The sequence below is a fragment of the Bacillus sp. AFS059628 genome (genome assembly GCF_002571225.1).
In the GTDB taxonomy this organism is placed as follows: domain Bacteria; phylum Bacillota; class Bacilli; order Bacillales; family Bacillaceae_G; genus Bacillus_A.
In genome coordinates this window covers 1-26644 of sequence record NZ_NVEC01000055.1, presented here as the reverse complement: position 1 = coordinate 26644, position 26644 = coordinate 1, and the positions used below count along the sequence as shown (strand labels likewise).

20 protein-coding genes and 2 pseudogenes are annotated in these 26644 nt (G+C 32.5%); 4 read left to right on the top strand and 18 right to left on the bottom strand.

Annotation, left to right across the window (positions count from 1 at the left end):
- Positions 1–380: 380 nt before the first annotated feature.
- From COL05_RS18620 to COL05_RS18595, 6 genes are all read right to left on the bottom strand, one after another.
- Positions 381–2363, bottom strand: a complete 1983-nt coding sequence (locus COL05_RS18620) for a serine hydrolase domain-containing protein (protein ID WP_098669690.1) — start codon at positions 2361–2363, stop codon at positions 381–383.
- Positions 2364–2758: 395 nt separating this feature from the next.
- Entirely contained in the window at positions 2759–2974 is a 216-nt protein-coding gene (locus tag COL05_RS18615; RefSeq protein ID WP_078419252.1) for a DUF2164 family protein, read from the bottom strand.
- A gap of 297 nt (positions 2975–3271) precedes the next feature.
- On the bottom strand, positions 3272–4474 hold the full coding sequence (locus tag COL05_RS18610; protein ID WP_098669669.1) for an MFS transporter: 1203 nt from the start codon (positions 4472–4474) through the stop codon (positions 3272–3274).
- 74 nt (positions 4475–4548) lie between these two features.
- A complete protein-coding gene (locus tag COL05_RS18605; protein WP_098669668.1) occupies positions 4549–5598 on the bottom strand; it encodes a Gfo/Idh/MocA family protein in 1050 nt (349 codons plus the stop codon).
- A gap of 17 nt (positions 5599–5615) precedes the next feature.
- Complete coding sequence (locus tag COL05_RS18600; protein WP_000028136.1) at positions 5616–6476, bottom strand: HAD-IIB family hydrolase; 861 nt, start codon at positions 6474–6476, stop codon at positions 5616–5618.
- Entirely contained in the window at positions 6463–7788 is a 1326-nt protein-coding gene (locus COL05_RS18595) for a DegT/DnrJ/EryC1/StrS aminotransferase family protein (protein ID WP_098669667.1), read from the bottom strand. Before COL05_RS18595 ends, COL05_RS18600 begins: the two co-directional genes overlap by 14 nt.
- 98 nt (positions 7789–7886) lie before the next feature.
- Between COL05_RS18595 and COL05_RS18590 the strand changes: the two genes are divergently transcribed.
- From COL05_RS18590 to COL05_RS31435, 3 genes are all read left to right on the top strand, one after another.
- A complete protein-coding gene (locus tag COL05_RS18590) occupies positions 7887–8876 on the top strand; it encodes a LacI family DNA-binding transcriptional regulator (protein ID WP_098669666.1) in 990 nt (329 codons plus the stop codon).
- Between the two features lie 236 nt (positions 8877–9112).
- On the top strand, positions 9113–10228 hold the full coding sequence (locus COL05_RS18585; RefSeq protein ID WP_098669665.1) for a response regulator aspartate phosphatase: 1116 nt from the start codon (positions 9113–9115) through the stop codon (positions 10226–10228).
- Positions 10228–10389 (top strand): hypothetical protein, encoded by a 162-nt coding sequence (locus COL05_RS31435; RefSeq protein WP_088065107.1) that lies wholly within the window; start codon positions 10228–10230, stop codon positions 10387–10389. Before COL05_RS18585 ends, COL05_RS31435 begins: the two co-directional genes overlap by 1 nt.
- A 249-nt stretch (positions 10390–10638) precedes the next feature.
- On the opposite strand, the pseudogene COL05_RS18575 reads toward COL05_RS31435, so the two are convergent.
- The 6 genes and pseudogenes from COL05_RS18575 to COL05_RS18545 all read right to left on the bottom strand — a co-directional run bounded on the left by COL05_RS18575 (position 10639) and on the right by COL05_RS18545 (position 18487).
- Positions 10639–10973 (bottom strand): annotated as a pseudogene (locus COL05_RS18575) (hypothetical protein).
- A 1483-nt stretch (positions 10974–12456) separates the two neighbouring features.
- The gene (gene ectB / locus COL05_RS18565) at positions 12457–13731 is read right to left on the bottom strand and encodes a diaminobutyrate--2-oxoglutarate transaminase (RefSeq protein WP_098669663.1); all 1275 of its coding nucleotides are present in this window, start codon (positions 13729–13731) and stop codon (positions 12457–12459) included.
- A 78-nt stretch (positions 13732–13809) separates the two neighbouring features.
- On the bottom strand, positions 13810–16140 hold the full coding sequence (gene hypF / locus COL05_RS18560) for a carbamoyltransferase HypF (protein WP_098669662.1): 2331 nt from the start codon (positions 16138–16140) through the stop codon (positions 13810–13812).
- 10 nt (positions 16141–16150) lie between these two features.
- Positions 16151–17179, bottom strand: a complete 1029-nt coding sequence (gene hypE, locus COL05_RS18555; protein WP_098669661.1) for a hydrogenase expression/formation protein HypE — start codon at positions 17177–17179, stop codon at positions 16151–16153.
- 82 nt (positions 17180–17261) lie between these two features.
- Positions 17262–17843 carry a cysteine hydrolase family protein gene (locus COL05_RS18550; RefSeq protein WP_075309176.1) on the bottom strand — a complete coding sequence of 194 codons (582 nt, stop codon included), beginning with the start codon at positions 17841–17843 and terminating at the stop codon, positions 17262–17264.
- Between the two features lie 203 nt (positions 17844–18046).
- Positions 18047–18487 (bottom strand): Lrp/AsnC family transcriptional regulator, encoded by a 441-nt coding sequence (locus COL05_RS18545; protein WP_088120636.1) that lies wholly within the window; start codon positions 18485–18487, stop codon positions 18047–18049.
- A 150-nt stretch (positions 18488–18637) separates the two neighbouring features.
- Here COL05_RS18545 and COL05_RS18540 point away from each other — a divergent pair, with 150 nt between their 5' ends.
- Positions 18638–19933 (top strand): APC family permease, encoded by a 1296-nt coding sequence (locus COL05_RS18540; protein ID WP_098669660.1) that lies wholly within the window; start codon positions 18638–18640, stop codon positions 19931–19933.
- Positions 19934–20665: 732 nt separating this feature from the next.
- Here COL05_RS18540 and COL05_RS18535 read toward each other — a convergent pair.
- From COL05_RS18535 to COL05_RS18510, 6 genes and pseudogenes are all read right to left on the bottom strand, one after another.
- Positions 20666–21023, bottom strand: a pseudogene (locus COL05_RS18535) (hotdog family protein).
- 84 nt (positions 21024–21107) lie between these two features.
- Complete coding sequence (locus tag COL05_RS18530) at positions 21108–22355, bottom strand: DUF1015 domain-containing protein (RefSeq protein ID WP_098669659.1); 1248 nt, start codon at positions 22353–22355, stop codon at positions 21108–21110.
- A 13-nt stretch (positions 22356–22368) separates the two neighbouring features.
- Entirely contained in the window at positions 22369–23541 is a 1173-nt protein-coding gene (locus COL05_RS18525) for a 3-phosphoglycerate dehydrogenase family protein (protein ID WP_098669658.1), read from the bottom strand.
- 12 nt (positions 23542–23553) lie between these two features.
- The gene (gene serC / locus COL05_RS18520) at positions 23554–24636 is read right to left on the bottom strand and encodes a 3-phosphoserine/phosphohydroxythreonine transaminase (RefSeq protein WP_098669689.1); all 1083 of its coding nucleotides are present in this window, start codon (positions 24634–24636) and stop codon (positions 23554–23556) included.
- Positions 24637–24846: 210 nt separating this feature from the next.
- Positions 24847–25038, bottom strand: a complete 192-nt coding sequence (locus COL05_RS18515) for a DUF378 domain-containing protein (protein ID WP_000670803.1) — start codon at positions 25036–25038, stop codon at positions 24847–24849.
- A gap of 89 nt (positions 25039–25127) precedes the next feature.
- Positions 25128–26195 carry a glycoside hydrolase family 113 gene (locus COL05_RS18510; RefSeq protein WP_142337558.1) on the bottom strand — a complete coding sequence of 356 codons (1068 nt, stop codon included), beginning with the start codon at positions 26193–26195 and terminating at the stop codon, positions 25128–25130.
- Positions 26196–26644: the final 449 nt, after the last annotated feature.

Genomic DNA, 26644 nt, shown 5'->3' with positions numbered 1-26644 from the left:
TAATCTTAACTTGATAGCAATGTCGCACTAGCCAAAATATAAAAATCTCCTTCAAAAAAAGAAAGGCGGCAACTAATGTATTACTGTGACCTGGCTTGAACTGAACCCCCTTGTTGTAGTTTTTTATATTATTAATAACAATTATGGTACATGAAATTATTATTAATAATATAAAAAAGCTCCCCTGAAAGGAGCTCCTTACATTACAAAACACTTATGAAATCCTTCTAATTACAGCTATACTTAAGATTTGGAGTATGCTTATAACTCAGCCACCTCTATTTGTTACGAATAATCATTGGTCAAAGATTATTCTTTTTCTGTGTATTATTTCAAGCTCTTTAGATCTTCTATCTTTGTGAAATTCATCTCAAAACAAATTAACTAGATAACAAAACGTAAAATAACAATGCAGCTGCCTCTTGTCGTTTCATACTTTGTTTTGATAGATAATCTGCTGATCCATCTTCATTATATATAACCTCAGGCCCTACTAAACGATGACCTACAATGTTTTTTACGGACTCTATTGCCCAATCATCAGTTTCTCCCTTTAATGTTGCATCTGCAGATGGCGCTCCTAACATTTTTAAATACTGCCAGGTAATCCATGCTGCTTCTTGTCTAGTAATTGCACGATCTGGATGAAATTGTTCCCCTTCTTTTTCATATAAAATACCAATTTCATATAACTTTTGAATATGTGGTGCATATGGATGATTTTTCACATCAGAAAACACTGGTTCTTTTTTTGAAGGTGGTGTAAAGTAAGCAATTTGAGATAACCAATATGCAAATTCTGCCCGTGTAAGAGAAGATTCTGGATTGAAATTCCCCTCCTTATTTGCTTGTAATACCTCGTATTGATGTAAAGGATTTATAAACTTAGCATATGGATGATTTTCATCTATGTCTTTAAATCTTTCAGGCTCACTTAACTTCACCGCTGAGCTGCCAGAGTTCCAATGTATCATTTCTTTCACAGTACCATCTTTGTCAAGTTTAAATGCCATATAATTCCCTTTTTCATCCTCAAATAGTAAAGGGTCTATTTGTTTTAGCTGCTGTTTACCATATACTTTATCACTTACAAATAACTTTCCTTCACTTATGTTTACATGTGACATTAGGTTTTTTAATCTCAAATCTCGGTAAACGCCTTCAAATTTCTTTAATTCTTCTTCATTAGGATTTAAATATTCAGGCTTTGTTTTATCGGGGAAATAGTGATTCATAAAATCATCAAATACTTCAACGGGAAGTGCTGAACTATCTTTATTTGTAACAACAAAAACTCCAATTTTATGCTCGGGAATTAACCACATTAAAGATGAAAAACCTGGTATATTTCCACCTTTCCCAAACACATATTGCCCGTTATGACTTTGCGGTGAAAAGAACTCAAATCCGTATGTCATATTAGGGTATTTAGGATGTAAGGCAAATTTTGTTTTTTGCATATCTTCTACAGTTTCTTTTTGTAGTATTTGGTTATTTTTAAATTTACCATCATTCAATTGAGCAATCATGAAATTGGCTACATCACTCCCTGTAGAAAACATACTCCCTTGTGGCATATCTGTTGGTCTTGTTTGATAAAATGGAATGGCATTACCTTTAGCATCATATCCTGTTGCAAGCTTTTCTTTAATAAAATTAGTCATAACAAAACTGCTATTATGCATTTCTAAAGGGTAAAAAATATTTTTGGCCATATATTTGTAAAAAGGTGTGTTTGTCAGATTTTGAACAATATACCCTTGAAGCATAGAAGCAAAATTATCATATGTATATGTATCCCCTGGTTTTCTTACTACTGTGGGCATATTATCTTCTACATAATCTTTAAGCATTGTATAATCATTTTCTTGATAATGGATGTCCTCGGGTCTAGGATCTACGTAATCAAACCCTGTTGTATGGGTAAGTAAATGCTCCATTGTAACTGGTTCACTCATGTTATTTTGATACTTTAATCCCCCCATATAATTTACTATATCTTTATTTAATTCAATTTTTCCTTGTTCAACTAACTGCATGACAGCACTAGCAGTAAAAACCTTTGATATTGACGCTAATCGAAAAACTGTTTTTTTAGGATCGATGGGAGTATTCTTTTCTTTATCGGAAAATCCGAATCCCTTTTGAAATAAAATTTGATTATCCTTTACAACGACAAGAGCTACACCAGCTGCATTTTCTTTTTTCATTTTCTCTGGAATTACTTTATTGGTAAATGCTTCTACATCTTTAGGATTTAATGTTATAGGTGCAACAGTTTCGGCTTTTGAATAATTGCTCCCCAGAAAAAATAATAAAAAACAAATACTTACAGCTATTAACCTTTGAAAATAAATTTTCATTCTTTTATTTCTATTACCCAAATTAATTCCCCCTTTAATACTAGATTTATTGATTAATCAGCTACAGGTTCATCAACCATATTCTACCATTACACGGTTATTTTTTCTAATTTTTCTTCTATTCCGTCATTTATTAACTGTTCGTCTGAGGAATCAGTCTATATATAATTAGTTCTTAGTTATATAAAATGATTTAGCATACAAAAATGCCAGACAGTATTTAATATAGACTTTCATCGGCAGTTTTTTCCTAACACACCCCATATAAAGAAAACACCCATCCTTTATCATTAATAAAATTGAATGGGTGTTTCGTAACGCTTTAATTATTCTATTCTTACTAGGTATTAAGATATCTAAAATGATACCTTAGTTTTTCGATTGTCATTTAAAGTTTATTGACTGTATATATCTTTCTCTATATTCTTTAACAACAATTCTAACCTATCCATAGTAACTTGATTAAAATGTGGATTTAATTCCTTTATTATGAATTCAAGTAACTCATAGCTTATGTATTCACCCAATTCCAGTGAATATTGTTCAGCCAAAAAAGACTTTAATTTTTTAGAGATATCAATCTTATCCTTTTTACTAATTTTTATCTCCATTCGATAACAAACCCCTCTTAGATTAATCTTAAAAGCTAATTAAAATAACTTTTTATTATTTATGAAAATATGCTATTTACTACCTTATTTTATATACAATAAGGCATTCTTTTCATAATATTCAATTACCTGAGAACTGGTCACTATTGCATATCACTCTTATTTTTGAAGTATCCCTGTTTTATATATTACACAGCACAATATATAAAACAAAGCCCAAATACAGGATTTTTAAGTTTATCAACCTTTTTAGGCATTGCAATTAAAATTAACTTTTTCACATTATAAAAAATTTTTCTATAAATTTTTTATATTTTCTACTTTTTTGGTACTTTCATTACTGTAAGTTGAAATTCCCCTTATTTTTAAAATAATACAACCTAGACTAAATGCAAAAAGAGAAAATATCCCAAAAGTAACAGTGATAGTATTTAATGATAGACTCCAGCTAATTAGGAAAGATACTAGTGCCCCCCCTAAACTGGCCGATGCAATAAATAAACTAGTCACTTGATCAATATTATTTTCCATAATACGGGAAGCTAAGATTAATGTTATTGGAAAAACCCCCGCTATGACTAAACCAATAATAAAGATGATAAACAAATACATACCTGTATCTCGAACAAAGGGAAATAGAGATAAAAGAATCACTAATGTAAAGCAACTAGATGTAATGTATGTCCAATAATTAAATTTATGGGCTAGCTTACCTACAAGTATTCTTCCTATAACTATTGCTAGCCAAAAACAAGATATACTTACTGAACTGATTAATTCATTATTGGTAAGAATCATTATTGTAGATAAAAAATTTGCAAGATTAGTTTCTATGCCTGCATATAAGAATGCAAAAAGTGAAATAAAGAATATAACTTTAATCTTTTCACTTTTAAATTTAAGAGTGAATGAGGAAAGGGATGCTCCTCCCTTTTCATTTTTTTGAGGAGAAAAATTTAGAAATTTTGTACGTCCAAACATGTACCAAACAAATAGTGTAAAAATAAAGAATAGTAATATTCCATAAAGAATAAAATACCATTCATAAAATTTTATAATAAAATTAACTAGTAACGGAAACCCTAGTGCCCCAACCCCAAACCATACTTCGAGAATGCTAAATTTAGCAGCACTATTCCTTTCTGCTGAAATAATAAAGGAACCCACCGTAGTTTCTAACAAACCCGCTCCATAGCCTAATACAAAGCAAATAACGGCTAAATATGACCATTCTTTAATATATATAAAACCTCCTAGGACGATGGACATAACTAAAACACCTAATGTTATTGTTTTAAAATAATGATACTTTCTTACTAGTATGGGTGAACTTAGAACACCAAATAAAAAACCTGTAAATTGAAAAAATATTAAAACACCTAATTGATCAGGGGTTCTTCCGTAATATTGTATTAATGAAGGAATTAAACTACCGATACAAACATGTATGATCCCTACTATAAAATAAAACAAGCAACCATAGTAAAATATTAACCGCATCTTTTCTCAACTCCAATCCAAAATAAAAACAGGGATTTAAGTAAAATTTCTAAACCCCTGTTTTTACCATAAAACTAAATAGTTGCTACAGTTCGTTCTTTATTACTACTGCTTTTATCAAAAAACATATCCAATATAACTTGTGAACGAAATCCATCTTCAAATGTTGCTACAGACTTATTAGGACCACCTGCCGCAGCCTTAGCCCATTCTATTATTTCACTTCTAAAAGAATCAGACCATTCAAAAATTTCATTTTCTGGATCGACTAGCAACGGTAAAGGTAACGAGATTTCATGTTTTTCCAACCCATCAAAGAGTATATATTTATTTGGCTCTTTAGAAGAATACTTATATTCTTTCTTCGTACCTATTACCTCTATACTAAAACCACAATCGTCAAGAAATGAGCTTTTAGATGTTGTAATATTAACAAAAACCTTATTATTCAATTGGCCATAAACTTCAGCATAGTCATCAACAAAAACTGGTTTGCTTTCTTTTTCCTTAACGTTTGTTTTAATTTTAGTTCGAACAGTATCCTCTCTAAAATCACTCTCAAATAAAAACCATAATAAATCTATTAGATGAATTCCTAAATCTCCTAAGGCCCCACTAGTTCTATTACTTTGGGAATCATCTCGCCAAGTAAACGAAGTTCTCCTAAAAGCGCTATTCTTTTTAAAATGCAATCTTACCACTACTATTTCCCCTAATTCTTCATTTTGAATTAATTGTTTTAAAGCCTTAACATAAGATAGGTAGCGATAGTTAAACCCCATTGAAGCGACTAAATTAGTATTTTTCGCTATTGTCATCATGTACTTTGCTTCCTCACAAGAAATCGCCATAGGCTTTTCACATAAAACATGTTTGTTTTTTAATAATGCTTGAACAGCTTGAGATTTATGACAAAAATTCGGAGAAGATATTATTACCCCATCAACTACTTCTAGTAACTCTTCATAGCTATTAAAAACCTTCCCACCAAAATCCCCTACCAATTTATCGGCATTCTCAGAATTAACATCATACACTCCAACTAATTTACAACTATCAACAGTTGATAATGCTCTAGAATGAGCTCTTGCAATACTTCCTGCACCTATAATCCCAATATTCATTATATGAACATCCCCTTTTAATTAATAATGTGCTTTAGAGTATTTAAAATTCCAATCGAGTATTCACCTTGAGCTAGCATTGAGTGTGTTTTTTTGGCCTCTTCTGTTGCATTTTCTACTAAATAGCCATGCCTTACAGCTTGTAGCATTCTTAAATCATTCCCACTATCTCCAAAAGCTATTGCATTTGTTTTATCTAGTTCGTACTTGTCTAAAATAAATTTCACTATCTCATCTTTACCTGTTCCAAGTGGAATAAAATCTACATCATAGCAATTTTCTGGATCACCAGCTAATGGATTACATTTGTTAATATTAACTCCAACTTGGAATATTTCTCCGATTTCTTCTATCTTTTCTAAATTCTTTGCATCAATAAATTCATTTTGCTCTTCATAATAAAAATTAAATTTGTACTTAGAACTTCCTAATTGTGTCTGAGGTCTTAAAAAAATTTCATATTTTGATTCTAGCAATTTAAGAATTCTTTCAATCTTTGAAGAATCAAAACCACCCTCTATAATTCTTTCCTCCCAAATTTGATCATCAATAATAGTCCCATTACTATCAAAGTACGTTATTTCTGTACCTAATCCACTCGCCACAAAATGAGGGAAATACTGAATACCACCCTTTTTCATTTTTTCAACAATTGATTCTAAACTACTGCCCGTTACCCAACCAATTACTAAATTCCCTTTACTTCCGTGTTCAAGCAAATACTTTTCTAACAATTTCATATTGCTTCTTTTAGAATCATCCATGTTATGAGGATAATAAGTTTCATCAAAATCACAGAATACTACATACTTAGGCTTTTTAACTTGTGGTAATCTTTCGAAATTTAAAGACTGTAAAACTTCATTACTTATTGACATTGAATAATCCCTCCAAAACGAAATTTTGCTCTTCTAACATCATATTTGGATGTAAAGGTAGATGTAATATTTCTTTATGAACTTGCTCTGTATTTAACAGATTATTCTGCAGATCATTTTCCTTTACCCACTTGGTATTTTGTCTATGAGATAATACTGGATAATAAATATCTGTTTCAATGTTATACAATTGGTACAATTTATTTTTCAACTCGTCCCTTCTTCCATTTTCAACTCTAATCGGAAAAAGGTGCCAGACATTATCTTCTGTCATTGTAGGTAGCTTAATTAGTTCTCTATCTTCTAATTCTTTTAAATTACGTATATATCGTTGAGCTAAATACGCCCTTTTAAAATTGTTATATGATAAGTACTTAATTCTTTCCAAACCAATAGCTGCTTGCAAATTATCAATTTTAGAATTGAATCCAAAGTCTAATACCTTTTTATTTTTTTTATCAATTTCAAATCCATGATAACTATATTGATTGCAACGTATTGCAAGAGTTTCATTATCGGTAACTATCGCACCTGCCTTACCACATACACCAAAATTCTTATATGGGTTAAAACTAAGAACAATAATATCTCCATATTCTCCAAGATTTGAAGAACCAATAGCTTGACATGCATCTTCAATAACTCTTAATTGATATATATCCGCGATTTCACGAATTTTTTTCATTTCACATTGTTTACCATACAAATGTACAGGCAAAATGCATTTAGTTTTTTGGGTGATAGCTTCTTCTATTTTAGACGGATCAATACAATAACTCTTCTGATCTATATCTACAAATATAGGTTTTGCTCCGACTGCTAACACAGCATTTTCAGTAGCAGCAAAACTATTAGCTGGCATAATTACTTCATCTCCCGGCTGAATACCAATAGATAATAACGACACCATAAGGGCATCTGTACCACTACTTGTTGCAATTACAAACTTTTTATTTAAATAACTTCCGATTACTTCTTCTAGCTTTTTTGAAAATGGTCCACTTGTAAATTGACCTGTCGGTAAAACATCTTTTAAAACTCCAATAATTTTTTCAACCTCATCTTGAGAAATCAACCGATTAACTGGCATAAATTCTATTTTCTGTATATTTTTTCTGCTATAATTGAAAATATCTTTTTCTATATCAATATCTATTTTCAATTTGTTTTCCCTAAATAATTTCTCTTTCATCTTGTGATTCGGTAATATATTACTAATTTCAAATTCTTTTTCTTTTGTTTCCCCCTGTAGGCACTTTAATAAAGCTAAATTGTCTTTACTATGTCCAGAAATTGTAGTAAGAGTTTTCACGTTAAATCACCTCTAAGAAATTATTTTGAAAATCATGAGTAGACTATATTTTATGTTATCGATTACATGTCAACATATTTTTTACGGAGGGTTTTTCTATGGTAACAATTAATGAAATAGCTAAATTATGTAATGTATCAAATGCTACGGTTTCAAGAGTTCTAAATAATCATCCTTATGTAAATTCAGAAAAACGTGAGAAAATAATAAAAGTAATGCAAGAATTCAACTATACTCCTAGTGCTATTGCTAGAAATCTTAGGATAAATAAGACACAAACCATTGCTCTATCAATTCCAAATATAGATCATCCCTTTTTCGGGAAATTAGCTAGAGAAATTTCTAAAGAATTATTAAAACACAATTACAAATTGCTAATTTATCAGACTTTTTATGAGAAAAAAATAGAGCTTGAATTACTTTCATTACTAAAGAATAAAGCTGTAGATGGTGTAATTCTCGGATCTCTAGAAAATAGTTGGGAAAATATAGAGCATTATTTAGCATATGGGCCCATAATACTTTGTAATGAGTATGAGGAAAATGCACCTATTCCGATAATTTGTTACGATGAATTTGAAGCTGGATACAAAGCTGTTAAACATTTAATAAGCAAAGGTCATAAAAAAATTGGCTTTTGTTTTGATTCTCTTAATAGTCAAGCACAATTAAAACGCCAACAAGGTTATCTGCATGCCTTAAAAGAAAAACAATTACCATTCAATAAAAAATGGCTATTTGGAGATGCCATTACTATTAATGATGGGTTTAGAATTTTTGAGAAGCTAGATAAATTAAAAGATAAACCTACTGCATTATTTACAGGAAATGATCAAGTTGCTGCTGGAGTCATTAAAGGAGCTACTATTAGGGGGTATTCTATTCCAACTGACTTAGCTGTTTGTGGTTATGATAATCAATTAATTTGTACAGTTACAACCCCAACAATTAGTACTATTGATATTCCAATTGTTGAACTGAGTAAACGTACCGTTAACGAGATACTACTATATATAAATACAGATGAATCTATTAAACGTAAAATTATTGAATACCCTACAAACTTAATTATTCGTGAATCTACATAATTAAATTAAAGTTTTTGCTTAAACCGATGTGATTAATAAAAAGAGGTCGTAAATAATAATGCGTCCTCTTTTTATCATTTTAGGTATTAAATTCTACGTACATTCGACATAAATTGATTAGTTTTTATGAATTTTATTGAAAAAATTGTAAAACACCTCCATTTTTCCTTCTATTTTGCTATGATAGTTACAATTAAATAGGATTAAGATATTTCTATAGGATGGGGGAGTATATAGTGAGTGTTTCAGTAAAGGGAAATGAACAATTAACCTCTCTATTGAACGACTGGTATCGATCTATGCTATCTCAACAAGTTGTAAAAGCTACTAATCTAAAAAAGAAAATTGATGAAAAAATTACTAAGTTAAGCATTGAGTCAAATCAAGAACGTCAGGATCAAAATTTGTTACTATATTACTCACTACTTGAATTTCGTTACACAGTCTTAACAGATAGCCTCGGTATTCAACAAAATAGTTTTGATGCTATTAGTGATTACGATATGCCTACAGACCATTTTCTACGCTTCTATTATCACTTTTTTAAATCCATTCATTCCACTTTTATATCAAGTTTTACTGAGGCAGAGGAACATTATAAACTGGCAGAAAAGATACTAGTAAACATTCCAGATGAGATTGAACATGCTGAATTCTACTATAGAATTGCTACTTTTTATCATCATACCTATAACATGCTCGCTGCTATCGAATACGCAAATAAATCGAGAGCAATCTTTTCAAAATATGAAGGTTATGAAGTAAAAACAGCCTTTTGTAATAGTTTGCTAGGTGGCTGCTGTATCTATTTAAAGCAATACGAACAAGCAGAAGAATATCTGCATTATGCAATTGAATTACTACAACAGAATAAGGAAGAAGATTCCTTGTTCTTCGTAAAAAGTACATTGGGGTGGCTGTATTCTGATCAAAGTATGTCTACGCTAGCTATTCGTCACCTTTCAGAAGTAACAGAAAAAATCCCTACACACTTCAAAGCTATCTTCCTACAGGCTAAGGAACATTATAAATTAGGAGAACAATCCGCAGCTAGCAAACTCATTGATAGGGGATTACAGATCTGCAGAGGAATTCATAACGAAGAATACACACACCACTTCTCTATTTTAAAAAGATTAAACGAAAATATACCATTGGGAGAATTAGAAAAAATCATCCAAGAAGGAATCTTATACTTTGAGGAAGAAGAATTATGGGAATATGTTGTCGAATACGCTGAATTATTTGCCACAAAATGTAGACAATTAGAGAACCATCAAAAGGTAAGTGATTATTTCCATATTTGTTACCAAGCAAGACGAAAATCAATCGAAAAAGGAGTGTTAAAATAATGAAAAAAATCAGCCTATTATTATCGGGTATTGCTTTTATTGGGGTTCTAACCGTGGGAATTTCTCAATTTTCTAAAGCGGATCAGTTTGCTACTCATGGACATTACCCCGCTCCCACATATAGTGTTGGCGATCATGGTGGTGCACCACAACAAACTTAATGTAAGGATATGTAGAGCCCCTCCATTCGGAGGGGCTCTACATGTCAAAATTTATCTCTCACGTATCACTCTGTACACGCTTAAGGAAGGCGAATCTGTTAGGAAAATCTGTTAAATAATAATAGAAATACGCTGACTATTATAACTACCGACTCTTTATATACAATATTACATGCATTGTAATAGCTATTATTCAAAAAATTGTATACATTAACAAGAATTCCGCCTACTAACCCTTATTTTTTGCGGCTATTTATTTGTCTCAACATAATAATTTTTCATCTCGTATATACAATAGACAATGATAACTAAACTTCAACTGACACATAGTAATCATGTGTGTAGAAGTCATAACCTGCCTTAATACCTTTTTCCATTACAACTAATGTAAATCCTAACGCCACCCACTTGTTAATTTTCATCTTCATATACGTTATCGCTATAATTATTAAAAATAAAATATTTGTAAGGTAGTTTATCATTAGCTCATACTTTTGAATGTATAATGCCATTATACAAGCAGTGATATTAGTCGCAATACCAAAGGCAACCACAGCTCCCCAAATCCTGTCCGAAATTCCCACTCCCGATTCAGTCCCTTCCCTAATAACATTCTTTTCCTTAATTCGTTCCTACACCCTATTCAAGGTATGCTGTATTATCCTTGTCTGATGAATATCTAATTATCTTTTCATATAGAGCAAACAAAATTTTTACTCATAATTTTTTCTTTATTAGGCAAACTAGGTTTAAGCCGTTTGAACTAGCGGCTTCACTCTTCTGGTAATGAGGTAGCAATATATAGTAATTGACTAACTCATTCAGTCCATTGGCACTGGCAGACGACAAAATTGTTGTCTGCCATTTTCATGTATACTTTTTCTAAATTCATTCCAAACCATATGTTTACCGTACTGATTTTGAAAAGAATGAAATTTAATTTTTAAATAAGTAATAAAGATACGGCTCAGTCCACCTTCGGTATAGGACTTTTTCTTTTTACATATACTATTTTTGAGCCTTTTTACCAATACGTGTTCTATTGGTGTCTTGAATTCCTCCTAAAAGGGGCGGCAGATACGACTGCATGCCCTTTTTATTTATACTGCTTTTTTAAATCCAATAAAGCAATTGAAAACTAAAAATGCACTATTACATATTCTTTTCAGTCCATATTATGTTAAAATTTCTTAAGTTGTTTATTTCATAGTCGAATTATGATTTCATATCAAATTCAGCAATATGTGAGCTGTATCCCACAAGAAAAGACATCCAAAAGGTCTCTTTTTTCTTTTAATTGAAAAACATTTTTCTTTTTCAAAAAGATCCAATTACCTCAATAACCTACACTCCTTATTTAAAGAAAATTTGATCACGGTGCTCCAAAGTTTTCATCTATATCAACAGATAAACAGTTCACTTCCAAATCATATCTCCACCAATATAATTTCTTAAAGATTTTCTGTCTTGTTCTTAAATTTGTCAAAATCCTCATATAGCTACACAAAATATATATGCTATTATGTTTTTAAGAAACTATGCGTTCCCTTAACCCTGTATCCGACCCTGTATTTTTACAGGGTCTTTGTTTATTTTATTTGGCTTATAAGAGTCATTACGCACCAAATTTCAATTAAAGGGTTTAAATGTTAGTTAGAATTTCAAAAGCTAAATCTATTAGCTTTTTAGAAAATTATAATCTAATACTAGATTTCTAAATGTATACTACACTAAACATCAGTTAACACTATACGAATAGTGTTAACTATCTTAATTGAATATTAATAATAGTAAGTATAAAGATTATCAATTTACTATATCTTACATTTATGTAAAAATAGATGTATGTTAAGCTTTTTCAAAATCTTTCCCCTAATAAAGATTTGAAGTAGCATTTCATGATTCTCCTTACTGTTAATATGCCTTGAAAAAGAACCCGATAGGGTTCTTTTTCTTCTCATTACATTCTCAGTAGTTACTTAGTTAACATACAAAAAGGACTGGCAATTACTTGCAGTCCTTTTTGTACCTAAATATAAACTTGAATTAAGTGCGAGTCGCTCAAACTTAATGAGTTACCTCTTTTAAAATAGTAGAAATACTCTCTTCTAACAGTTCCAACCCTTTACATAAACCTTCTAAATCTATTGTTAAAGAAGGTAACAACTTAATAACTTCATCACTAGGTCCAGATGTTTCAATAATTAAACCATTTTCAAATGCTACTGAGCAGATCTTTTTAGCTATTCCAAGAGTATTACACGCTATTCCTTGCATAAACCCTCTTCCTCTTACTTCTCCTTGAAGTTGGGGATATTTCAAACAAATCCCATTAAGAAAACTAGTTATTTTTTCACTCTTCCATTTTAAAGCATTAATAAACTCTATATCTTGCCAATAACTCAATGCTTCTGTAGCAGCTAAAAATGCTAAATTATTCCCACGAAACGTTCCATTATGTTCTCCTGGTTCCCACTTGTCATATTCCGGTTTAATAAGTGTAATAGCCATTGGAAGACCAATGCCACTTATAGACTTTGACAAACAAATTATGTCTGGTTTAATGTTCGCAGGTTCAAAGCTAAAAAATGTACCCGTACGTCCACACCCTGCTTGAATATCATCAATAATCAGTAATATATTATACTTTTTACAAATTTCGTCAATCCCCTTTAACCATTGAGGGCTAGCGGTATTTAAACCACCCTCACCTTGAACTGTTTCTAGAATAATTGCAGAAGGTAAATCCACCCCACTTCCACTATCACCTAATACTTTTTCTAAATATGTTAAAGAATTAAGAGAATCTAAATAATTTTCATACGGCATGATAATACTATTATTTAGTGGTACCCCAGCACCTTTTCTCTTAAAATGATTACTCGTTATCGAAAGTGATCCTAAACTCATTCCATGAAAAGCATTAGAAAAACTTATGATATTAGTTCTTCCAGTCACTTTTCGAGCAATTTTCAGTGCACTTTCAACAGAATTTGTACCTGTTGGACCAGGAAACATAATTTTATAGTCTAAATCACGTGGTTCCAAAATAATTTTGTTAAAGTGCTTTAAAAAACTCACTTTAGCACTTGTTCCCATATCAAGACTATGAATAATACCATCTTCTAAAAGATAATCTATTAATATTTGTTTCATTTTTTCATCATTATGTCCATAATTAAGAGCCCCAGCACCTGAGAAAAAGTCAATATACTCTTTTCCATCTACATCCCATAATTTATATCCTTTAGACTTAGTAAAGATTGTTGGAAAGCTTCTACTATAACTTCGAACTTGGGATTCCAGTTCATTAAATATATCCATTTTTGAACTAACTACCATATAAGAGCTCCTCCTAATTTTTCATTTTTACTATCCTTATAAAGAATAACGAAAAGTTATATAATCACTATTGTAAATTTATACTGAATGCATATCTTTATAACGATGAGCTGCTATTGCTGCTTGACCAAGAGAGATTCCCCCATCATTGGTAGGTACTTGTTTATGCATATAAACCTCGAATTTACAAGCCTTAAGTGACTTATATGTTTCTACAAGTAAAAACTTATTTAAAAATACTCCCCCACTAAGAACTAGTTTATTAATCCCTGTTTCTTGACGAATTTGTTTACAGGTTTCTGTAATCATTTGAACCATTGTATAATGAAAACGATAGCTCAATTCACCCTTGGTATACTTATTTTTAAGTATCAAAGATACCAACTCTTTAAACATAGGCTTTATATCAATTTTTCTAATTCCATTCGAAGCAACTATTTCATAAGATAATAAAGGATCGGAAGAACCATTGATATCAATCGCTTGCTCCAACTCAATAGCAGCCTGTCCTTCATATTGGATTATTTCACGGACACCCAATAGCGCTGAAACAGCATCAAAAAGCCTTCCCATACTTGAAGTAAGAGGAGAATTAATTCCTTTTTGAATCATTTTTATAAGTACATCTAGTTCAAAACTATTTCGCTCTGAAATAATCTTTATTGGTAATTCTTTGACTTGTTCACCATATATTTGCGTCAATATTCCTAAAGCGATTCTATACGGTTCTTTAACGGCTTTATCACCGCCTGGTAGCTGAAAGTAATCAATATATGCCGTTCTTTCATAATTAAGAAAATCACCAATTAAAAACTCTCCGCCCCAAATATTCCCATCATCACCATAACCCGTACCATCTAAAATAACTCCTAAAACAGGACCATCTAATTGATTATCAACCATACAAGAAGCCATGTGGGCATGATGATGCTGAACCTGTACAACTGGTAAAGCTTTTTGATCAAATGCATATTTTGTACTATAAAAATCAGGATGAAGATCACTTGCTATTACGGAAGGACTGATTTCAAAGATTTTTTGTAAATGGGCTATAGTATTTTTAAATGATTCATAAATTTTATAGTTTTTTAAATCGCCAATATGATGACTAATAAAAGCTTTTTCACCTTTAGTTAAGCAAATCGTATTCTTTAATTCTGCTCCTAAAGCAAGTACATTAGTTGATCCTTCTTTAAAATCAATTGGGTTTGGTACATACCCTCTGGCGCGACGAATTATTTGTAGTGTTGTTATTTCATCATCTAAATCAATAGCCCTAACAATAGAGTCATCTACTCTAGTGAATATCTCCCTATTGTGTACTAAATAATAATCTGCAATGCCTTTTAGCTGCTCAATTGCATCTCCATCTTTATATACAATAGGTTCATCAGAAACATTGGCGCTCGTAGCTATTAATGCAATAAAATTCCCTCTTAATATGAGATGATGAAGTGGTGTATAAGCTAACATTACCCCATAGGTATTATTATTAGGTGCAACATCTAAAGAAATAAACTGATTATCCTTTTTGTTCAATAACACAATTGGCCGTTCTTTAGAAACTAATAAAACTTCTTCGTTTTTTGTTATTTTAGCAAAATTTTTCACATCATCTAATTGAGATGACATTAAAGCAAAAGGTTTTTCATCCCGTTTTTTTCTTTTTCTTAATTCTTTTACAGCTTCATGATTCATTGGATCTACAACTAAGTGATATCCACCTAACCCTTTAATAGCTAGGATTTTCCCCTTTTTCAACAAATCAATGGTTTTTTCTATTGGATTATCAGTCGGGACATTTGTACCATCTGCTGTTTTCAATTGAACTTGTGGTCCACATTTCCAACAAGCATTTGGTTGTGCATGGAATCTCCGATCTAATATGTCTTTATATTCTTTATCACACTCTTTACACATAGGAAATTTTGCCATTGTAGTATACGGTCTATCATAAGGAATATCTTTTATTATTGAATATCTAGGTCCACAATTTGTACAATTAATAAATGGATAGCGATACCTTCTATTCGTTGGATCAAATAATTCTTCTAAACATTCATTACATACATAAGTATCAGGAGATATTAAAGTTTGCCTACTACTATGTTTTTGGCTACTCAAAATATCAAAAGAGCTATAACGATTATCAGATTCTTGCTCCTCTACCAATTTAACCTCTTGCACATAAGCCAATTCTGGGGAATTAAATTCTATATCATGAATAAAAAGAGTAATATTATTTTGTTCCCCTTCTACTTCTATCAGCACTCCATTTGAATCATTTAACACCCATCCGTTTAGATCATATTTTTTTGCTATTCTATATACAAAAGGTCTAAAACCAACACCTTGCACAATACCTTTAACTTGATACTTTTTTATAAATCTATTTATTACTTTTTTCATAAATTGTCTCCTAACATAATCGAGGTAATTCTGCCCCATATAATAACTCAATGAGTTTCAATTCACCTGATTTTGCTTCCATTAGTACTTGTCTATCTTGTGTTTGAGTAACTTTACCAATTACTGCAGCTTCTTTACCATATTTAGTATTTTGTAGTACTCTCACGACTTCCTCGCTTACCTCTGGAGACACAAACATACAAACATTACCCTCATTGGCTAGATACATTGGATTAACACCTAACATATCGGCAGCCATAATGGTTTCTGCTAACATAGGAATCTCTTTTTCTTGTATTTTTATTCCGGTATTAATTGTTTCTGAGACTTCATTTAAAACTGTACCTAAACCGCCTCTTGTAATATCTCGCATACAATGTATAGAATCACCAAAATGGTTTTTTAACTCTGAAATCATATGATTTAATGGTGCACAATCACTATTTATTCTCTGTTCAAATCCTAATCCTTCTCTTATAGAAAGGATATGTATACTATGGTTTCCTAGTTGTCCTGTTATAATGATATCGTCACCTTCTTGAATAGAGTTTACCGAAAATGGTGATACATCTCCTTCAAAAACTCCTATTCCAGTTGTATTGATAAAGATTTTGTCTACTTCACCTTTTTTAACAACTTTTGTATCTCCGGCAACAATATACACGCCAGCTTCTTTCGCTGTTTCTCTTATAGAATCCAATATTTCTTCCAAATCTTTAATTGGAAAACCTTCTTCTAGTACTAACGCCAATGAAAGATAAAGTGGTTTTGCACCACTAACCGCTAAATCATTAACCGTCCCACAAACTGCTACTTTACCTATATTCCCCTCACCAAAAAAAATAGGATCAATAACAAAAGAGTCCGTTGTCATCGCCAACCTTCTACTACTTACCTCAAGAATGGCACTATCCTCCATTTTTCCAAGATGAACATCTTCTAGTTTTGCGGTAATAATTGAGCTAATTAAATCATGACTCAATAGGCCTCCTGTTCCATGGTCTAAAATTATATTTTCTAAATCTTTAGTTAATTTCATGAATTAAAACTCCTTTTCATTTTTATTTTTGAAAAATAATATCACTTGCTACATAGAACAAGTGATATTACAACGTATTTACTTACGGAATTGCAACTCCATCAAAAGAAATATCTTCATTTTTAGAAATCGAATTACAGATTTCCTCGATACTCATAATCTTTGCACAATATGAACCTAACCACTTTAAAGCCCGTTCTTTATCTTCAGCCTTCGCTGAAACAACCGCGTCTTCTGGTACGATTACATTATAACCACGGAAAAATCCATCTGCTGCAGTTGTTTGTACACAAATTTGAGTCTGCATACCCGTAATAATAATTGTATCTACTCCCAAATTTTTTAAGGTTTCATCAAGATTTGTCTCAAAAAAACCACTATCCTTATTTTTCTCAATAATAATATCTTTTTCATGAAGAAACTCAGGTAAGATTTCTGCACCCTTAGATCCCTTTGTGACTGGTAAAAAATCACCATATCGTTCAGCTTTTGGATCATCTTCTAAGTTAATTAACTGTAGGTGAACAATAGAAACATCATTTTCTCTCATAGTATCTAAGAAAGACACCATTTTAGGCGTAAACTCCTCCACAGCTGCAATTCTATCCTCATTTTTATTAACCAAATCGTACTGTAAGTCATTTGTAAGCACTGCATATTTCATAATATTCCTACCTCCAATTAACTAAGAATTTAATTTTTCTAAAATACAATGTTCATTATTCCACCAGTAGTAAGAATATGTCAAATATTATTTTTTATCTAAATTTTCTAAATAATTTTCTGAAAATTAATACCTAATAGGACTCTATTTCCCATTAGGCATTAATTTTACGCTTTTTATTTAGAATAATCTCTCATATGTAATTAAAGTTTTTCACTCTCTGTAAAAAATGATTTATGTTCTACTGGAGAAGAAAGCACTATTAAGGTTGTAGGCTTTCCATACTCTAAACACAAATTAATATAGTCTTCGAGTGTATGTACAGATTCCGTCACTACCTTTGTTAGATAACTATACATACCGGCAATACGGTGACATTCAACCACATCTGAATGTTCCATTGCAAATTTTTTATATTTATTGCAATCCCTTGGTTCCATCAAAACAAACGCAGTAATATGTTTTTTTAATTCTTTCGGATTAACAATCGTGCGATAACTTGTAATAACCTCCTGTTCTTCTAGTCTTCTAACTCGCTCTGTAACAGAAGGAGAACTCAAACCTACTAGTTTTCCTATTTCAACCATACTTAAACGTGCATTTTCTTGAAGATGAGAAAGAATCTTTAAATCTGTTTCATCCATTGCTGGACCTCCCTTTGATTAATTAAGAAAACATTTAATAATTCTTAAATTTTTTAAGAAAATTATAATTAATACATAAATTATAGCATGTTATCTTTTTTTTAAACTTTATATAATTAATATCAATTAATGAAAGAGAGGCTGAGAATTTTGACACAACAATCATTGAAACGTTCAATTACTTGGGTACAGGGGACCGCATTAACCATCGGAGCTGTGTTAGGCTGTGGAATCCTTATTTTACCTTCAATTACTGCAAATAGCGCTGGACCAGCTTCAATTTTATCTTGGGTTATCATGTCTATATTAGCTTTTCCTATTGTAGCAACTCTAGCGCGTCTTGCTAAAATGATTCCTAGTGCTGGAGGAATTACAGCTTATGTTCAGATGGCATTTAATGCAAATACGAGTGCAATCCTAGGATGGATTATGTTAGGATCTATTCCTATTGGAGTGCCGATTATTGCTTTAACAGGTGCCCATTATATTGGATATGTTTTTCCAATAAGCAATCTTAGTGTTATAGGAATTGCAGCATTAATTTTAATTACCTCTTTGCTCCTACATATAAAAGGGATAGAACTATCGTCAAAAGTTAGTGTGTTTGTAATTTGTATTATTTCACTTTTAATAGTTGTCGCTGTTATCGTTTCTATACCATATGTAAAATTAAGTTCTTTTACACCATTTGTACCAAACGGGTGGTCTTCCGTTGGCGCTTCTTCTGTAATTATCTTTTTCTCCTTTGTAGGGTGGGAAATGATAACCCCATTAGCTGAAGAATTTAAAAGACCCGCTAAAGATATTTCCATTAGTTTATTTTTAGGAGCAATTTGTATCTCCATTATGTACATTGCTATATCTTTTGTAACAATAGGGACCCACTCATATGGTGATAAGAATCAGATAGCTTCCCTTAGTATTCTAATATCAAAAGGATTAGGACCAATAGGTACCTATATAACAACTATCTTAGCAATTTTCATTTCGTTTAGTGCTGTACATGCTAACATTGCAGGTTTTTCAAGAATGATTTACGCTCAAGCTAGAGAAGGACATTTCCCTTCCTTCTTTGCTAGGTTACATTCTCAATTTCAAACTCCAACTAGGGTATTACTAGTTTTAGGAGGAATTTTTAGTTGTATTTTAATTTTTTATGGTGTGGCACGACCAAATTTAGAAATGCTTCTTAAAGGTCCTAGTGTAATTTTTATTACCTCATATATTTTTACAATGCTAGCTGCACTTAAATTATTAAAAGTGCGTGATATTGGTTGGTGGATGGCCTTCCTTTCTCTCATTATATGTATTATTGTATACTCATTTAGTGGTTGGGCTATTTTTTATCCAGTTATCTTATCAATTATTGGTTGGATTTATATAGTTATGAATAAGAAGTATAGTACTATAGCCAATCATCAAATAAATACATCAAATGAAAATTAGTTTCTACTCCTATAAACTAATACCACAGATTATATACTATCTAGGTTGGAATAAGTACAGTTTCAACTGACTTATAATTAGATCAATGTAATTTAATAAAATATGAATGATTAATAGAAGTTATTTCTCATCTTTCAATTAACAACCCTTTTTTATAACGTACCTCTGCAAAGAAACGTTATAAAAAAGGGTAATACGAAAATTTTATCCGTTATATTTGAAAAACAACAAAGCAAAAATACATTTAGAAATGAATGAACTATATATAAGTGTCAACTAATCTATGTAGAAAAACGTTCACTTAATTGTGCATAAAATTACTCAACTTCGAGAGCTAAGTGGTTCTTGAGGGATGATAAGAATACCTGTAGATGCTTCAAGGTAACTACATAATGGTGTGAGTTATATACTTACAATTTTGGGTTAAACCATACACATAAAACAACTAACTCCTTTTCTCAATATTTCCTTTAGCTAGGTGTTCTAGAGCACAAGGAAATATATGTCGTTGCAATTTCCCCCTTAAGTTAATGTCTAGTTTAGTGTACCACCTCCAATTACTGCGTTACTTTTCGGGTTCAATTCATTATATTTTCTACTTTATCTTTATACTCAACATATTCTTTCCCCTCCATCACCGCTATCACCGCAAATTCATCATTTAAAACCATTCAACCCACATGTTTGCATTAACCACTCCACATATAGTGATATGTTTTATGCTACCTAGCCTTATCTCCCCTTCATTCCTTCCTCTTCAAGTTGATTTCTATATGTAAGCATCGTAATTGTCTTTGTACGATTTTTTCATCAGATTCAAATGCTCACTTGTTACGTCGCAACGAATTGTATCACCGCTAAAAACAGGACGTAAAAATTCAAAGTCCATCTTGCGAGCTAGTACGTTATAATCTCCGCCAATTTTTGTAGGTAGTGTTGATGTTAAAAGCCCTTGTACAACAAATCTCCCCTGCTCATCTGGTATAACATGATGAGCACCTTCATCTTTCGATACTTCCGTAAATAACACAACATCTTCTTTTGTAAACGTTCGTTCAAAGGTGATTTTTTCACCTACTTGTAATTTCATCCCATGCCCCTCCTCAAAAACTCTTTTAAAATAAGAAAAACCGAAACTATAATCATTTCGGTTTTTCAAACTAAAGAAGTCTATTTACTTTAAAGAATGTACAAACAACCCGCTACGCAGTTTCGGTTCAAACCACGTTGACTTTGGCGGCATAATTTCTCCAGCGTCTGCGATTGCTAATAAAGATTCCATTGATGTCGGATATAATGAGAACGCTGCTTTATATTTGCCGTTATTTACAAGGCGTTCTAGTTCTTCTAAACCACGGATTCCTCCGACAAAATCAATACGTGAATCAGATCGCGGATCATGTATTTCAAGTACTTGGCTTAATAAATGATCTTGCAGGATAGATACATCTAAACCTTTTACAAGGTCGTTCGCATCAAACGTTTCCTCTTTCACAGTAAGCTTATACCACTTCTCGTTTACATACATTCCAAATGTTTTTGGCTCATTTGGTTTATACGGAGAAACAGCTGCTTCTTCTACATAAAAGTATTGCGTGATTTGTTTTAAAAACTGTTCTTCTGATAAACCGTTTAAGTCTTTTACAACTCGGTTATAGTCCCAAATGGATAATTCATCGTGAGGGAATAAAACAGATAAGAAGAAATTAAACTCTTCTTCTCCTGTGTGATTCGGATATTGTTCTCTTCGCATGAGCCCAACTTTTGCAGCTGATGCAGAACGGTGATGTCCATCTGCGATATAAAGATTAGGAATATCTTCAAATAAGTTTACTAAACTTGTAATTACTTCTTCATCAGCTATTTTCCAAGCGACATGCCTAACGCCGTCTTCTGCTGTAAATGTATAGATTGGCGCATGTTCTTCTTTCCAGCTGGCAATGAAACGCTTTATCTCTTCTTTTGTGCGATACGTTAAAAAGATAGGACCTGTATTCGCGTCACACACATCTACGTGGCGAATGCGATCTAGTTCTTTTTCATGACGTGTTCTTTCATGTTTTTTAATTGTATCATCTTCATACTCATCAATAGATGTACAAACGACAAGGCCTGACTGCGTTCTTCCTTGCATCGTCAATTCATAAATGTATAACGCTGGCTCTTCGTCTTGAATGAACACTTCTTCTCGTATAAACCGATTTAAATTTTCACCCGCTTTTTCATATACACGATCATCGTACGGTGAAAGTGCCGGGTCTAAATCAATTTCTGCTTTATCAACGTGTAAGAAAGAATACGGATTTCCTTTTACAACCTCTCTTGCTTCTTCACTATTTAATACGTCATACGGTAAAGCAGCGACTTCCGCTGCTTTTTCTTCTACTGGACGAATGGCCCGAAACGGTCGGATTTTTGCCAAATTCCTCTCTCCTTTACACAATCATTCGAACGGCTACAACACCTGTAATTTTGCTTATATTTTCCACAATATTCTCTTTTATTATATCATCAATTCCGTTATCAATATCAATCATTGTGTACGCCCAAGAATGTTTACTACGATTAATCATATCGGCAATATTAATATGGTGTTCTGCTAAACATCCTGTAATTTGTCCTACCATGTTTGGAACGTTTTGATGCATGATTGTAATACGTTTCTTTCCGATATACGGAAGTTCTACGTTTGGATAGTTTACTGAATTACGAATATTTCCAGTCTCTAAATATTCACGTAATTGACGCGCCGCCATTATTGCACAATTTTCTTCAGATTCAGATGTAGATGCACCGAGGTGAGGCGTCGCTGTTACGTTTTTCATTTTAATCACATTTTCATTCGGGAAGTCCGTTACGTAATGCGCAATAACCTCTTCTTCTAACGCTTTTTGAAGAACCTTTTCATCTACAAGTTCTCCTCTTGAGAAATTGAATAGACGCATACCTTTTTTCATCTTCTCTAGAGCGTGTTCACCAATAATCCCCTTCGTTTGATTTGTAAGAGGAATATGCAGCGTAATATAATCACATGTTGCAAAAATTTCATCTAAACTAAATGCTCTTTGCACATGTGTAGAAAGGCGCCAAGCTGTTTCAACTGAAATGTAAGGATCATATCCGACGACGTCCATTCCTAAAGCTAACGCATCGTTCGCAACTAAAGCACCAATTGCGCCAAGTCCGATAACACCTAGACGTTTCCCTGCAATTTCTGATCCAACGAATTGTTTTTTCCCTGATTCAACAAGCTGCGGTACTTCTTCACCTTCTAAATTTTTCGTCCAACTTACGCCGTTAATAATGTTACGTGAAGACATAATAAGGCTGGCGATAATAAGTTCCTTTACTGCATTGGCATTAGCTCCTGGCGTATTAAAGACTACAATCCCTTTTTCTGTACATCGCTCAACAGGAATATTATTTACCCCTGCACCAGCTCTCGCAATCGCCTTTAAATCTTTTGAGAATTCTTCTTGATGTAAAGAATAGCTGCGAAGTAAAATGCCGTCTGGGTGATCCATTCTCTCCCCTACTTCATAGCACTCTCCGCTAAGTACTTGCAAGCCTTTTTCTGCAATTTGATTTAACGTTTGAACACGAAACATATCCCCATCTCCCTATCTATTCTCAAGCTCAAATTCCTTCATATAACTTACTAATTGCTGTACACCTTCCGCTGGCATCGCATTGTAAATACTTGCGCGCATACCACCGACTGAGCGATGTCCTTTTAGCGTAACAAGGCCGCGTTCTTTCGCTTTTTGTAAAAACTCATTGTTCAACTCTTCTGACGGTGTTGTAAACGGAATGTTCATAAGTGATCGATACGTAGGATCAACCGGTGAAGTAAACAAAGTTGATTCATCTAAGAAATTATAAAGAAGTGAAGATTTCATTCTATTTTGTTCTTCAATCGCAGATACCCCGCCCCGCTCTTTCAGCCACTCTAGTACAAGTTTCGTTACGTAAATACTAAAGGACGGCGGTGTATTATATAAGGAGTTATTTTTACTGTAAGTTTCATAGTTTAACATCGTAGGACAGGAGCGATCTGCTCCTCCAATTAAATCTCTTTTTATAATAGCAATCGTTAAGCCCGCTGGCCCTAAATTCTTTTGCGCTCCCGCATATATAAGACCAAACTTCGAAACATCGTATTGTTCTGATAAAATATTTGAGGACATATCCGCAACGAGCGGTACTTTATCTACATGTGGAATATCCACATATTTCGTCCCCTCAATTGTATTATTCGTTGTAATATGTACATAATCTAGTTTTTCATCGCTCAGTAAACCATCCAATTTAGGAATTGTAGTAAACTTCGCTTGTTCAGAAGAAGCAATCACTTGTACTTCCCCTACTTTTTCAGCTTCTTGCAGCGCCTTTTTAGACCATGAGCCAGTCAATACGTACCCTGCTTTTTTATACGTATTCATTAAATTTAACGGTATCATAGAGAATTGTAATGACGCACCGCCTTGTAAAAACAATACTTCATATTCATTAGGAATGTTCATTAATTCACGAAGCAAGCTACTCGCTTCATCTATAATACTTTGAAAATAAGAAGATCGATGACTCATTTCCATAATAGACATGCCTGTCCCGTTATAATTTACAAGCTCCTTTTGCACTTTCTCTAAAACTGGCAAAGGGAGTATTGATGGTCCAGCTGAAAAATTATACACTCTCTCCATCACCCTAATAACCTCCCTATTTCTCATTTTTATTAATTTTTAAACTTTCTGAATTATAACCCGAAATATAATACGTGGTCAATTTGTTTTCCACTATTACGGCGCAAGACGCAATGGAATCGCTTGCATGTGCAAACTACTTTTTATAAACATACAAAAAAGTGTTAAGTACATAATCGTACTTAACACTCTAGTAATAAATTATAATTGCTAATTGTCCGTGAAGAACCGATCAAAAATTTGATAAATAGCAGAAAGACCAATGAGCCAATAAATAGTGTCCACAAGCGCCGGCATAGAACCAAACCATTTCTCAACTACATTGTAATCTAACGCTACAAACAACCAATTCAAACCGCCAAGAATCACCAAAATTACTGTAAGGTAAGACAAAAATTTCATTATGATTGCCCCCTAGGTGATAAGATGGTGAAAGGCCTTTCACTAGAAGTATATGTGGTAAAATTCAAAACTTACCTATTTAATAAAAATTATTTTCGGTACCAGCCGTTAATAACTGCCTCTGCTTCTTTACTATGTATTTGATACGCATGCGTACTATTATGAGAGCCAATAAACCAAATTGAAAAACCTTTAAAATATGGTTTCGGTTCTAATACATCACGATAAGCACGCCATCCGTTTAATTGTACGTCCTTTGAAAACATATTAGAAACATCTGGATTCCACGGATTTTGCAGCCCAAGTTCACGTGCCGGAACGTTAAATCCACCAAAGTAAACCGGTTTTCCTGTTACATTATGTAATTGTTCCAACTGCTGCACAACATTTTGCCCACGGTTATACACTGTCGTCGCAAATAAACTTTGCTTTACTTCTTCGTATGATGGATTTCTTTTTCCCGAAACTTCAAACCAACTATCGATACTAACAATATCCACCTTTTTTAAATACGGACGATTGATTTTCTCTACAAACTTCGCTTCATAAGAAGAATCCCAACTTGCTGTTAACCACCAATTCATTTGATACAAAACATTTCCCTTATACTGCTGACGAACAAAATCAATCGTATCGCTCCAATATCCTTCTGCATATTCCATATTCACGAAATTAGAAGCAATCTTGATTCCGTACACATTGTATTTACTTGTAATCGAATTAAAGATATCTTGCAAAATAACCGTTTTCCAATTCCAGAAGAAATCATTAATATTACTCGGATTCCATTCCGTTTCCCCAACATTTCCTTGCTGAATATACGGGAACAGTTCCACTATAACTTGAATATTACGCTTTAATAATTCTTGAATTAAAAAAATAGCCTGTTGCTTTTGCGCTTGATTAATTACCATGTTCGTAGAAGTCACGTTCGGAATATCTACCTGAATCGGTACATTTACTGTATTTAAATTTAAACGCTCTACATCAGCTAACACTTTCGCCACATTTCCAACTTCCCATACCGTTACATTTCCTGATTTGATTTTCCCAGATTGAACAGTATTTACATCTGCCTGTACATTTCCTTGAAAACAAAAAGAAAACAGCATAATAAACACTCCTAAAAAATTTATTAAACTCTTATTCTTCTTCACAACTTTCCCCCTATAATTTTTGGCATTCTTGCTTATTCTATACAATATTTCACATATATTCCACAAGAATATTTAATGACATTTCATCAATAAAAATGCTATTCACCTTTTATCAATACCTTATTCATATTAACCTCCTAAAAATAGTAAGATAAATAAAAAAAGAGTGTATTTTCACTCCTTTTTATCCTTATACGATTGAAATTGTCGCATTTCTTCTAACGGGGGGGCATGAAAATTGTACGTTTAGACACAAAATTGACATGTTTTGATTAGCTCCCTTTACGTTAAGTGATTAATTGGTATATTTGAGGAGATGTGCGAGGTAGGTGTAAATTTAGGAGAATCTAATATTATCCATTCAAATATGATAGAATAGAAGTATATCCAAAACGGAGGAATAACAAATGAACTCAAACACAAAACAGTTTATTTATGATATCCAGCAA